This window comes from Mesorhizobium sp. M8A.F.Ca.ET.181.01.1.1, from assembly GCF_004792025.1.
In the GTDB taxonomy this organism is placed as follows: domain Bacteria; phylum Pseudomonadota; class Alphaproteobacteria; order Rhizobiales; family Rhizobiaceae; genus Mesorhizobium.
On record NZ_SRTV01000004.1, the window covers coordinates 132,515 to 145,281 of the forward strand.

General features: G+C 63.2%; 11 protein-coding genes. 8 read left to right on the plus strand and 3 right to left on the minus strand.

Going from position 1 to position 12,767, the window contains the following annotated elements; all coding sequences use genetic code 11:
• The first annotated feature begins 147 nt into the window (after nucleotides 1–147).
• The 8 genes from EN824_RS16490 (at nucleotide 148) to EN824_RS16525 (ending at nucleotide 8,433) form a co-directional block, all read left to right on the plus strand.
• Nucleotides 148–921 carry a glucose 1-dehydrogenase gene (locus EN824_RS16490; RefSeq protein ID WP_135932524.1) on the plus strand — a complete coding sequence of 258 codons (774 nt, stop codon included), beginning with the start codon at nucleotides 148–150 and terminating at the stop codon, nucleotides 919–921.
• A gap of 87 nt (nucleotides 922–1,008) precedes the next feature.
• Nucleotides 1,009–2,331: a histidinol dehydrogenase gene (hisD, locus tag EN824_RS16495; RefSeq protein WP_127276151.1), complete on the plus strand. Its 1,323-nt coding sequence runs from the start codon at nucleotides 1,009–1,011 to the stop codon at nucleotides 2,329–2,331.
• Between the two features lie 14 nt (nucleotides 2,332–2,345).
• Nucleotides 2,346–3,374 carry a zinc-binding dehydrogenase gene (locus EN824_RS16500; protein WP_135932525.1) on the plus strand — a complete coding sequence of 343 codons (1,029 nt, stop codon included), beginning with the start codon at nucleotides 2,346–2,348 and terminating at the stop codon, nucleotides 3,372–3,374.
• A gap of 1 nt (nucleotide 3,375) precedes the next feature.
• Nucleotides 3,376–4,107 carry a histidine utilization repressor gene (gene hutC, locus EN824_RS16505; RefSeq protein ID WP_135916074.1) on the plus strand — a complete coding sequence of 244 codons (732 nt, stop codon included), beginning with the start codon at nucleotides 3,376–3,378 and terminating at the stop codon, nucleotides 4,105–4,107.
• Nucleotides 4,108–4,208: 101 nt separating this feature from the next.
• On the plus strand, nucleotides 4,209–5,504 hold the full coding sequence (locus tag EN824_RS16510; RefSeq protein WP_189522186.1) for a hypothetical protein: 1,296 nt from the start codon (nucleotides 4,209–4,211) through the stop codon (nucleotides 5,502–5,504).
• Between the two features lie 233 nt (nucleotides 5,505–5,737).
• The gene (locus EN824_RS16515) at nucleotides 5,738–6,748 is read left to right on the plus strand and encodes an ABC transporter substrate-binding protein (RefSeq protein ID WP_127870493.1); all 1,011 of its coding nucleotides are present in this window, start codon (nucleotides 5,738–5,740) and stop codon (nucleotides 6,746–6,748) included.
• 28 nt (nucleotides 6,749–6,776) lie between these two features.
• Nucleotides 6,777–7,640: an ABC transporter permease gene (locus EN824_RS16520; RefSeq protein WP_127276161.1), complete on the plus strand. Its 864-nt coding sequence runs from the start codon at nucleotides 6,777–6,779 to the stop codon at nucleotides 7,638–7,640.
• Between the two features lie 10 nt (nucleotides 7,641–7,650).
• Complete coding sequence (locus tag EN824_RS16525; RefSeq protein ID WP_135865011.1) at nucleotides 7,651–8,433, plus strand: ABC transporter ATP-binding protein; 783 nt, start codon at nucleotides 7,651–7,653, stop codon at nucleotides 8,431–8,433.
• Nucleotides 8,434–8,463: 30 nt separating this feature from the next.
• On the opposite strand, the gene EN824_RS16530 is transcribed toward EN824_RS16525, so the two are convergent.
• The 3 genes from EN824_RS16530 to EN824_RS16540 form a co-directional block, all read right to left on the minus strand.
• Nucleotides 8,464–8,793: a hypothetical protein gene (locus EN824_RS16530; RefSeq protein ID WP_135865013.1), complete on the minus strand. Its 330-nt coding sequence runs from the start codon at nucleotides 8,791–8,793 to the stop codon at nucleotides 8,464–8,466.
• Nucleotides 8,794–8,986: 193 nt separating this feature from the next.
• Nucleotides 8,987–10,879 carry an ABC transporter ATP-binding protein gene (locus tag EN824_RS16535; protein WP_135865015.1) on the minus strand — a complete coding sequence of 631 codons (1,893 nt, stop codon included), beginning with the start codon at nucleotides 10,877–10,879 and terminating at the stop codon, nucleotides 8,987–8,989.
• Nucleotides 10,879–12,732 (minus strand): ABC transporter ATP-binding protein, encoded by a 1,854-nt coding sequence (locus EN824_RS16540; RefSeq protein ID WP_135865017.1) that lies wholly within the window; start codon nucleotides 12,730–12,732, stop codon nucleotides 10,879–10,881. Before EN824_RS16540 ends, EN824_RS16535 begins: the two co-directional genes overlap by 1 nt.
• Nucleotides 12,733–12,767: the final 35 nt, after the last annotated feature.

A 12,767-nucleotide genomic window follows, 5' to 3' on the forward strand; every position in this document is an offset into this window, starting at 1 on the left:
TCTCGTATTAAAGAGCCAACTATGTGGTGGCGCGTGCGGCGGACGACGTCACCACTATCGCACTCGAGGCTGTTTGTATATGCTTGTATATGTAAGTCGATCTGATAGTCTCCGTGCCACGCAACCGGAGCGGCCAAGGAGGATCACATGCGCAACGCTGCTCTTTTCGACCTCTCTGGCAGGAAGGCGCTGGTCACCGGCGCCAGCCGCGGCATTGGCCGCAGCATCGCCGAGGCGCTGAGCGCTGCCGGCGCCGACGTCGCGGTCACGGCGCGTAGCCTGGACTCGCTTGATGAGACGGCGGCGGGCATTCGCGCGGGCGGCGGGGTTGCGCACGCCATTGCTCTTGACGTGACCGACGTCGGCCAGTGCCGCGCGGCTGCTGCCGAGGCAGCCCGTCTGCTTGGCGGCCTCGACATTCTCGTCAACAATGCCGGGGTGGAAGAGGTCCGGCCATCGCTCGATGTCGACGAGGCGCTGTGGGACCGGATCGTCGACACCAATCTCAAGGGGGCGTTCTTCTGTGCCCAGGCGGCGGCGCTGCAGATGCGGGATGCTGGCCGGCCCGGCGCCATCATCAACCTCTGTTCGCTGACGTCAGAAGTCGGCATTCCAACGGCGGTGCCGTATGGCTCTTCCAAGTCGGGCCTGCTCGGCATGACACGGGCTCTCGCGGCGGAGTGGGCGCAGCTTGGCATCAGGGTCAACGCCATTGCCCCAGGCTATTTCAGGACGGCGATGACGGAGGTGTTTTACGGCAATGAGGCATGGCGGCAATCCATGCTCGCCAAGATTCCGCAGCACCGTTTCGGCGATCTGCGCGATCTGCACGGCATCGCCGTGTTCCTTGCCTCCGATGCCGCCGCCTACATAACCGGCCAGTCCATTCCGGTGGACGGCGGGTTCCTTGCCTCGGTCTGACGTAGATCGTCGATGTTTCGAATTGAATGTCGTCTTCCGCAGATGTGACCGGTCGGCACATTGCGCTCTGAACTGAAGGAAAAATCCATGTCCGACATCAGCTTCCACGATCTGTCATCCCTCGATGCCACTCGGCGGGCCGGGCTGCTGAAACGCGCCGAGGGCGATCTGTCGGTCTTCGTCGAAAAGGTCCGCCCGATCATCCAGGCGGTCAGGGACGAGGGTGACGCCGCCTTGATCCGCTTCGCCAGGGATCTCGACAAGGCCAATGTGGCCGAAGGCGGACTGAAGGTGTCGGAAGCGGAATTCGACGCGGCATTCGACAAGGTCGAGAAGGATGTCGTCGAGAGCATCAGGTTCGGCATCGACAACATCCGGCATTTTCATGAAGAGCAGAAGCCGGAAACCATGTGGCTCAAGGAGGTCCGCCCGGGCGCCTATGCCGGCGACAGGTACACGCCGATCGCCTCCGTCGCGCTTTACGTGCCGCGCGGCAAGGGCGCCTTTCCGTCGGTGACGATGATGACGTCGGTTCCAGCCGTCATCGCCGGCGTGCCGCAGATTGCCATCGTGACGCCACCAACCCCGGATGGTTCCGTGGACGCGGCCACACTGGTCGCCGCTCGCCTTGCCGGCGTCGAGACCGTGTACAAATGCGGCGGCGCCCAGGCCGTCGCCGCGGTCGCCTACGGCACCGAAACGGTGAAGCCGGCACTCAAGATCGTCGGCCCGGGCAGCCCCTGGGTGGTGGCGGCCAAGAGCGTTCTGTCCTCGATCATCAACACGGGTCTGCCGGCCGGACCGTCGGAAGCCATCATCTTTGCCGACGACAGCGTCGACGGCGGCCTCGCCGCGCTCGATCTGCTGATCGAGGCCGAGCACGGGCCGGATTCCTCCGCCTATCTTGTAACCCACAGCCGAAAGGTTGCCGAAGCAGCGCTCGCGGCACTTCCCGAACACTGGTCGCGTATGACCGAACAGCGTGTGGAATTCTCGCGCGCGGTGCTGACGGGAGAGCGCGGCGGCATCGTGCTGACCGGGTCGCTGGAAGAGTCTTACCGCTTCATCAACGACTATGCGCCCGAACATCTCGAGATCCTCTCGAAGGAGCCGTTCGCGCATCTCGGCCACATCACCGAGGCGGCGGAAATCCTGATGGGTCCGCACACGCCGGTGACACTTGCCAATTTCGTTCTCGGGCCGAATGCCGTGCTGCCGACCAGCCGCTGGGCGCGGACCTACGGGCCGCTCTCTGTAACGGATTTCGTCAAGCGCTCGTCGGTTGGCTATGTGACCTCGGCCGCCTATCCGGAACTGGCGCGGCATGCCCGCCGGCTCGCCCGCTACGAAGGCTTCAGCTCGCATGAAAACGCGGTTTCGGAGATCCGCGACCGCTATCTCGCCGGCTGAGGGGGACCATCGCGATGAAGGCGGCGCGACTTTATGGACCGGGGGATCTGCGCGTCGAGGATGTCGCCGCACCAGGTATCCCGGATGCCGGCTGGGCAAAGCTCAGGATCGATGCCGCCGGAATCTGCGGTTCGGACCTGCACAATTTCCGCACCGGCCAGTGGATAAGCCGTTCGCCTTCGACGGCTGGCCATGAGCTGACCGGTACGGTGATCGCGCTGGGCGAGGGCGTCGACACAATCGCTGTCGGCGACAGAGTGGTCGCCGATTCCCGTTTCTGGTGCGGGGATTGCGCGCAATGCCGAGCCGGCAAACGGCATCTCTGCGCTGCGCTGGGCTTCGTTGGCGAAATCTGCGATGGCGGCTTTGCTGAACAAGCGGTGTTGCCCGCACGTTTGCTGCATGTCATCGACGCCGGCCTTGACGAACGGGTCGCCGCCATGGCCGAACCCCTCGCGGTCGCGCTGCACGCGGTGCGGCGTCTGCCGAAAACGGTCGGTTCGGTGCTTGTCGTCGGCTGTGGGCCGATCGGTGGTCTTGCCGCGTTGCTGCTCTCCCGAACCTTCGCCGGAACCGTGCTTGTCGCCGACCGCAACCAGGCACGTTGTGCCCGCGTGGCGCGGGTAACGAGCGCCACGATCGTCGATCTCGACCGCGATGCCATCGCCGCAGCCATCGCCAATGCCCCGCTGCTGGCGGCCGTCGAGGCGACGGGCAGCATCGCTGCGTTCAACCAGTTGCTCGGCGTTCTCGATCCCGGTGGCGCGGTGGCGATGGTCGGGATATTTCATGGCCGGCTCGACATCGACCCCAATCTTCTGGTCGAGCGCGAGATTGCATTGCTGGGATGTCACGCCTTCGCCGACGAATTGCCCGACGCTGTCCGCATGCTGGGTGAACTCAGCGAGCCGCTTCTGGCCTTGGTCGACCGCGAGATAGGCCTGGACGATATTCCAGCCGCCTATGAGCGGCTGTTGGCCGGGAAGAGCGATGGCTTGAAAACAATCATCCGCATGCGGCAACCTGCCGGAAAGGATTTTTGAAATGATCGATTTGCCCGATACGGCGAGCCCCCTTTACGAGAAGGTGAAGGACTACATCCTGACCAACATCGGAACGGGCAAATGGGGCAAGGACCGCAAGCTGCCGTCCGAGAACGAGCTGGTGGTTTCGCTGGGTGTGTCACGGATGACGGTTCACCGGGCCTTGCGGGAACTGACCGCCGCGGGATTCCTGATCCGGCTGCAAGGCGTCGGAACATTCATCGCGCCACCCCGGCCGCAATCGACTCTGATCGAGATCAACAACATCGCCGCCGAGATCGTCGAGCGCGGCAACAGGCATCGCTCCGAAGTCCTGGTCCTCGAAACCATCATGCCGACGAAGGAACTCGCGCTGTCGTTCGAGTTTGCGAAGCGCACCTCGATCTATCACTCCGTCGTCGTCAATTTCGAGAACGACCTGCCGGTGCAACTGGAAGAGCGCTTCGTCAATCCGGGCCTGATCCCCGACTATGACAAGCAGGATTTCACCAGGACGGCGACCTATGACTATCTGATGCAGAAGACCCCGGTCACCGAGGTCGAGCATATCATCTCCGCCGTCCCGGCCGACAGGGAGTCGGCGCAGCATCTGGGCATCGATGTCGGCAGTTGCTGCCTTCTCCTGCATCGCCGGACATGGACTGGGGCGGTCGTGGCCACGATCAGCAAGCTGACCTATGCCGGCAGCCGCTACTCGCTAGGCAGCCGCTACTCGCCTTCCAGGGCAAGCTGACGTCGACGAACCAATGCAAGCCGAGGCTTCGTTCAAATGTATATACATGTATCGATAAGAGTGCTTCGGCTGGTGGACGCACGGGCTTGCGGAGTCTGGGGATGACGGCGACACCGAGCCGCACGGCCCGGATACGGGCTCTCGCGCAGCATGATGTCGCCGAAGCGCAACGCGCGCTGACTGCGTTGCTGGGGGACCTGTTCGGGATGAACCCCGGCAACGTCCGCATCAATGTCGACAAATACAGCCTCAACTCCCTGAATGGCTTCTTTGACAGTGACGGCCAACCGTATTTCTTCAAATTCCATCAGGAAGAAGGGGAAGAGGCGATGGCCGGCGAGTATTACCGGGCCGAAATCCTGTCGCGCGCCGGCTTGCCGGTCGACCAGCCCGTGCATATGTCCGCCCAGCCCGGCGAGCAGATCCTTGTCTATAGCCGCCGCGTGGATCCTCGATTTTCGGATGTTCTGTTCGCGCTGGACACCAAGGACGATGCCGGCAGGCGGCGCGAGGCGGTTCTTGCCGAGCGTGACCTGTCCGCCAGGCTGCTCGATGTCTATCTCGAAACGCTGCATCCGGTGACCGTCGCGCAGGTGTCGGCCGAGCCGATCCACCGGCTGTTTCATGAGCGGCTGATCGACGCCGATACGCGTTTGTCGCCAGGTGGCCGCCTGGCCGATTTCTACGTCGGCAAGTCGTTTGTCTTTCCCGGCGCGGAACTGGATTGGGATCGGTTTTCCCGGCTGAAATTCGTCATCAACGGGCAGCGCTACATCAGCAGCATCGGCGAGCTCTTCGACGCCGCCGCGGAGCGCCTGCGGCCGGACCGGCTTGCCGATGCCGGCGGCGTGGTCGCGCATGGCGACGCCCACAATGCCAATGTCTGGTACGTGGAGACGGCGGGACGGGCGGAACTGTCCTTCTTCGATCCGGCCTTTGCCGGCTCGCACATCCCGACGCTGCTGGCCGAGGTGAAGGCGACGTTCCACAACATCTTCGCCCATCCCTTCTGGCTCTACGATCCGGCCATGGCGACCCAGGCTTTTCAAGCGCGGGCGCGGCTGGATGGCGACTTTCTGTATGTCGACACGGACTGGGATTTGAGCCCGATCCGCCGCGACCTTCTGGAGGTGAAGGCGATGGAACTGTGGCGGCCCTTGCTGCTGGAACTCAAGCGTCGCGGCATGCTGCCGGCGGATTGGCGAACGGTGCTGCGCTCTGGGCTGTTCCTGTCGCCGACCCTGGTGATGAACCTGCGGGCCGGCGCGCGCAGCCACACGCCGGTCTCGTCTCTCATCGGGTTTTCGGTCGCGGTCATGGTCGGCAGCGAGCCCGATGGCGGAACCGACCGGATGACCGGTTTTCTCGATCGGATCGATCCTGAAAAGCATGAGTAGTCAGGCAGGGGACGCGCCGGATCAACGCAAAATTTGAGTCACTTCAACTTGTATATGCATGTATGTATTTTAGCCTTGACATCCGCTTCCGCTGACGCTGAAATGTGCCAGCACTTCAACCACGAAGTGGCGGGCAAGACGCCGAGGCACAGTGCCGCAAGAGCAGAACCCGCAGTCTCACCAGACCGGATGCCTGGGTAAAAAAGCGGTCTGATCACCAAGGGGAACGAAAGATGACGCTTAACCTAGCAGGACAATTTCGCGCGTTGGTGATGGCCGTTGCCGTCGGGCTCACCGCCGCCCCGACAGCCCATGCCGCCGATGCGGCCATTCCCACGACGCCCGAGGCCGGATCGTTCAAGATCGGCATCGAGCCCTGGCTTGGCTATGGCCAGTGGCACGTCGCCGAGGCCAAGGGCCTGTTCAAGACGAACGGCCTGTCGGACGTCCAGATCGTCAATTTCGCCGAGGACAAGGATATCAACGCCGCACTCGCCAGCGGCCAGCTTGACGCCGCCAACATCGCCACCCACACGGCGATGGGCATGGTTGCGGCCGGCCTGCCGGTGAAGATCGTGCTGCTGCTCGATGTCTCCATGACGGCAGACGCCATCGTCGCCGGCAAGGACGTCACCTCCATCGCCGGTCTCAAGGGCAAGCAAGTCGCCTTCGAGGAAGGCACGACGAGCGACATCCTGCTCAAATACGCGCTCGCCAGGAACGGCATGTCGGTCGCTGATATCCAGCCGGTTCCCATGCCTGCCGCAGATGCCGGCGGCGCCTTGATCGCGGGCCAGGTGCCGGTCGCGGTTACCTACGAGCCGTACCTCACCGTCGCCATGGCGCAGAACAAGGACGTCAAGCTGTTGTTCACCGCCGGCGAGGATCCCGGCCTGATCAGCGACGTGCTGGTGGTGCGCGACGAAGTGATCAAGTCGCGGCCCGGCCAGGTGCTGGCCATGATCAAGAGCTGGGACGCCGCGCTCAAGGACTACAATGCCGATACATCAGGCGGTCGCGCCATCATCGCCAAGGCGGTCGGTTCCGACGTCAAGGACCTCAACACCGCCTTTGACGGCGTGCGCTACTATTCCCTGGCCGAAAACAAGACGGCGCTCACCGGCGATTTTACCACCAAGACATTCGCCGATGTCGAAGCGGCGGCGAAGAACGCCAAGCTGCTTCAGGCCGATGTGACGCCGGAGCAGATGATCGACCCGTCCTTCGTCAAGGCGGCGGAATGACGAAGGCCGGATCGCGGTGGTAACGCAGATGTCGGGAGAACCCACCGCGAAAACCGATCTGGCCCGTTCCGCAGCGAAGCCAGTCACGAAGAAGGCCACGCGTCGCCGATCCTCCGGGATCGGCGTGCCGATCGCCCGGTCACGTTTCCTGGCGATAGCGGTGGCCGTCTTTGTCGGCCTCGGCCTCGCCTGGTGGGCGGCGACCGGGCTGGAATGGGTAAAACCCATCTTCCTGCCGTCGCCGGGCAGCGTCGCGACCCAGATCGCCAAGCTCGCGGCCGACGGCACCTTGTGGCTGGACCTCCGGGCCTCCATGTACCGCATTTCCATCGGCTTTCTTCTCGCCTCGGCACTGTCCATCCCGATCGGCGTGCTGATCGGCAGTTTCCGCTCCTGGGAGGCTGCGATCGAGCCGCTGGTGGATTTCATCCGCTATATGCCGGTTGTCGCTTTCGTACCGCTCTCCATCCTGTGGGCCGGCACCGGCGATACCCAGAAATTCCTGATCATCTTCATCGGCACCTTCTTCCAGCAGGTGCTGATGATCATGGACAATGTGAAACGGGTCCCCGCCGACTTCATCGGCCTCGGGCGCACGCTCGGCCTGCCGGACCGCAAGATCCTGACGCGCATCGTCGTGCCCAGCGCCTTGCCGGGCATCTGGGACACGCTGCGCATCAGCCTCGGCTGGGCATGGACATGGCTGGTTCTGGCCGAACTCGTCGCGGCGACATCCGGTCTGGGCTATCGCATCACCGTATCGCAGCGCTATTTCCAGACCAACACCATCATCGGCTACATCCTGCTCCTGGGCGTGCTTGGCCTCATCACCGACCAGGTCATGAAGGCATTGGAGAAGGTGCTGTTCCGGCAGGATGGCCACTCGCAATGAGGAACCGCCGATGACTGTTCCCAAATTGCGCATTGCGGGTCTCGACAAGAGCTTCGGCGCCGGCGAGCGGTGCACGGAAGTGCTGCGGGACATCAATCTTGACCTTGCCGACAACGAGTTCGTCTCCCTCGTCGGCACGTCGGGCTGCGGCAAGAGCACGTTGCTGTCGATCGTCGCCGGACTGCAGGATTTTGACGCCGGCGATCTCAGCATCGACGGCGCGCCGATTCTGCAACCGGGTCTCGACCGTGGTGTCGTCTTCCAGTCCTACACGCTGCTTCCCTGGCTGACGGCGCGGCAGAACATCGAGTTTGCCCTCAAGGCCGCCGGCTATGATCGCTCCGCCTGCCGCGAGATCGCGCTCGAGCATCTCGACCTCGTCAAGCTGTCGCAAAGCGCCGATCGCTTCCCGTCCGAACTGTCGGGCGGCATGAAGCAGCGCGTCGCCATCGCGCGCGCGCTCTCCTATCGCCCCAAAATGCTGCTGATGGACGAACCCTTCGGCGCGCTCGATGCCTTGACGCGGCACCAGATGCAGGAACTCCTGACCCAGATCTGGGAAGAGCACAGGCTCACCGTGCTGTTCGTCACGCATGACGTCGAGGAGGCCGTCTATCTGTCGGACCGCATCGTCGTCATGGGGATCGGCCCGGGACGCATCATGCAGACCTTCAACGTCGACATCGAGCGCCCGCGCCGCGAAGAGGTGATGGAAACGCCCGCCTTCATGGATTTGCAACGCGGCGTGCACAAGGCGATCCGCGAGGCGTCAAGACGTCCCGAAATGGCGTAAACCTTCGTTGGTCTCACCGGCGGTCAGGAATTACGGGCCGTGGGGACTGCATATCTCGAGCGTCCATGCGATGGTTCCGCAAAAGTCGCCGGCAAACCCACGGTAACTGCCGTAGCCATTGTAATAGCTGTCCATCCAGTTGCTGTTGTCGGTCGAATTCTCGCCGGTCCAACTGCTACCGACCCAACCATAATGGTGTCTGTGTCCGCGGTTCGCGGCGTGCGTGTTGCCATTATGGGCGGTGGTGACGCGGACATAGTGGTGCCTGACAACGGTGGCATCGGCGCCTGTGGCAAACGGGACAACGCTCGTCGCCAACGTCAACACGATGGAACAGAGGAATACACTTGGCTTTTTCATAAGCATGTCTCCTTTTCATTCGAGACATATGGAAAAGAACGCGCGCCTCGCTGCACATGTTCCTTCACGAAATCGGGCTTCACGGTCCCGGGACGGCGTGCAGTCAGCGGCCACATCAGGGGATCTCGCAAATAAGGTCTTCTCGGCAAGGATATGGAGCAATCCGTCCGGTTCGCGCCATGCCAGCACCGGCTCACGTCGCCTTGCCGGCCGCCGCATCCATTCCCATCTCTTCGTCGGAAATGTCGTCGAAGGAAGCGTAGTTCATGTTGTAGAGGCGGGCGTAGAGACCTTTCGTCTTCATGAGCTGCTCATGGTTGCCGCTTTCGACGATCTCGCCATTCTGCAGGACGATGATGCGGTCTGCGCCGCGGATGGTGGCCAGGCGATGCGCGATGACCAGCCCGGTACGCCCTTCGAGCAGTTTGATCAGCGCCTTCTGGATCAGCATCTCGGTGTAGGAATCGATGCTGGCGGTGGCCTCGTCGAGCACAAGGATTTTGGCATCGGCCACCAGCGCGCGCGCAAAACTGATCAGCTGGCGCTGGCCGAGCGAGAGATTGCCGCCGCGCTGCTCGAGTTCGGTGTCGTAGCCGTCGGGCAGGTCTTCGATGAAGTCGTGCGCGCCGACGGCAACTGCTGCGCGCACCACTTCTTCGCGGCTGGCGCCGGTCTTGTGATAGCGGATGTTCTCCAGCACCGTGCCGGAGAACAGGAACGGCTCCTGCAGCACCATGGCCACCTGGTCGCCCAACGAATCCTGCGTCAGGTCGCGCACGTCATGGCCGCCGACCAGGACCTCGCCCGACCAGACATCGTAGAAGCGGTGCACCAGCGCCATCGAGCTCGACTTGCCCGATCCGGTCGGGCCGACAAGCGCGACCGTCTCGCCCGGATTGACGCGGAAGGAGATGTTCTTCAACACCGGCTGATTTTGACGGTAGCCGAAGGTGACGTTCCTGAACTCGACCGAACCATCCATGTCGCGCGACAGCGCGATGGCGCCGTCCTTGTCGCTGACGTCGACGGGCACGTCGAGCACTTCGGAGATGCGCTGGCCCGAAGCCATGGCCCGCTGCATGACGCTGTACTGCATGGTGAGCGAGCGGATCGGATCGAAGAAGCGCTGGATGTAGAACAGGAACGCCACCATCACGCCGATATCGAGACTGTGCGACAGCACCATCGACCCGCCGACGACGATGACGGTCGCCATGGCGATGCCGGTCAGCGTGTCGACGATCGGCACCATCACCTGTGCATATTTCGCCGACCGCAGATGGGCGTTGAGATTGGCCATCACCTTTTCGTCGTAAAGGTCGAAATTGACATGCTGGCGCTCCAGGCTCTGCACCGTACGCACGCCGTGGATGCCTTCGGCAAGCGCGCCGTTGGCGATCGAGTTGGTTTCGTGCGCGGCCATGAAGGCGACCTTGGCCCGCGGCAGCCAGAACAGGCGCACGATGAACAGCATCGGCATGGTCGACAGCGTCAGCAGGCCAAGCCGGAAATCGAGCCAGAGCAGGACGGTGACGATGCCGAAAAGAAGCACGATATCGCCTACCGACATGACGGATGTTTCGAGGAACTCCTGCATCGAATTGACGTCGCCCTGCAGGCGCGACATCAGCCTGCCGACCTCGGTCTTGTCCATGAAGCTCAGCGAGACACGCTGCAGGTGGCTGAACATGGCGCGGCGCAGGTCGGACAGCACGTTCTCCGCCACCTTGCCGACGACGCTTTCCTGCACATGGCTGGCGGCATAGTTGATGAGGATGATCACGGTGAAGGCGGCGATCGCGGATATCATCACCGAGCGGTCGAGCCTGCCTGGCGCCATGCCGTGATCGATGGCGTAGCGGATGACCAGCGGGATCGCCAGCTGTGTCAGCGTGAACACCAGCACGGCGGCGACCGAGATGAAAATCCGGCCCTGATACGGTCTGACGAAGCTCCAGATGCGCCTGACGATGCGCGGGTCGTAGGCCTTGCCGAAGACCTCTTCCTCATCGCGGTGCGAGCCGACGACCGCCTTCGTCGGGCGTCCGCTTGTGTCTTCCTTCTCGTCGTCGTCCTGCGTCGACATCAGGCGGCTCCCTCGAGCCGATCGTCGTCCGGCCGTAGCTGCAGGTCGTAAAGCGCGCGGTAGCGTCCGCCGAGCGCCAGCAATTCCTCATGCGTGCCGCGTTCCACGATCCGCCCGCCCTCGACGAAAAGGATCTGGTCGGCATGCATCAGCGAACTCAGCCGATGCGAGATGATCAGCGTCACGCGATCCCGGGCGAAGCGCTTCATCGCCGCTCGTATACGCTGCTCGGTGCCGGCGTCGACGGCGGCCGTGGAATCGTCGAAGACCAGCACCGATGGCCGCAACATCAGGCTGCGCGCTATGGTCAGGCGCTGCCGCTGGCCGCCGGAAAGCGACGCGCCACGTTCGCCGACGACCGTGGTGTAGCCGGCTGGAAGGCCGATGATATAGTTGTGCAGCTGGGCATACTCGGCGGCCTGGCCGATGCGGGTCTCGCGCGCCCAGGGATTGCCATAGGCGATGTTGTTCTCGATCGAGGTGGTGAACAGGAACGCGTCCTGCTGGACGACGCCGACCGCCTTGCGCAGCGACTGCAGCGTGACCTTGCGGATGTCCTGTCCGTCTATGGTGATCGCGCCCGACGTCACGTCGTAGAAGCGCGGGATCAGATGCGCGATGGTCGACTTGCCGCTGCCCGGCGGGCCGACGATACCGACGGTCTCGCCCGGCCTGGCTTCGAACGAAACGCCGGAAAGCGTCGGACGCTCGCCCGCGCCCTCATAGCGGAAACCGACATTGTCGAAGCGCAGTACGCCGTCGGTGATGACGAGCTCCCTGGCGTCGGGCGCGTCCTTGATGTCGAGTTCGGCATCGAGTAGTTCGAACAGCCGCGTGCCACAGGTCGAGGCGCGCGCGAAGGAGTTGACCATCAGGCCGAGCTGGCGCACCGGCATCTGCAATATGGTCATGAAGGTGAGAAACTGGGCCAGTGTGCCGACGCTGATCTGCCCCGCGATCACCTTCTGGCCGCCGAACCAGAGAACCAGGCCCATGGCGGCCAAGAAGGAAAAGTTCATGGCGCTGGTGTTCGAGACGCGGATGTCGACGCGCTCATTGGCGAGTTCCAGCGCATCCTGCTTGGCGCGGTCGAATTTTGCCAGCTCATGCCGCTGCGCCGCGAAGGCGCGCACGACACGGATGCCGCCGAGATTCTCATCCATCACCCGGCTCAGCACGGACAGCCGCTCCTGCAGCGTCAGCCAGGTGCTGCGCAGTCGGAGTTGCGTCACCGAAGAGCGCCAGGCGACGAACGGCACGAAGCTGAGGCTCAACAACCCGAGCACGAGATCGGTGCTGATCAACAGATAGGCGCCGACGCCGATCAGCACGCCGAGCAGCACCACGCGCAGGATGCCGGTGGAAAAGAACATGCGCACGCCGTCGAGGTCGAGCAGTCCGAGTGTGATGAGATCGCCGGTATGAACCTTGTCGTGGAAGGAAAAGCTGAGCCGCTGGATCTTCTCGTAGAAGGCGAGCCGCAGCTCATAGCCGGTCTGATGGCCGACGGCCTCGCCATAGTAGTTCTGCGCCATGGTGAAGAGGCCGCGCAGGATGCTGACGGCCAGCAGTGTCAGGGCCGTATTCCAGAGCGCCTGCTCGGCCGCGGTGCCGGCCCCCGCGGCCATCACGCCTTGCGCCTGATCGATGGCGCGCCCAAGGAGGCGCGGAATGAAGAGCTGCAACGTCGCAGCGATAAAGGTCGAGACGAGGGTGATGGCAACCTGCCAGGGATGGCGCAGCGTCATGCGCACGATGCGCAGCAAGGTGCTGAGGCCCTTGCCCCAGGAGGCTTCCGCCACATGGGCAAATGATTTGCCGCGCCTGGCCGCGCTGGTTGCATCCGTGTGCAAGGAAAATACCCAGACCGATCCGGACATTAGCCCGA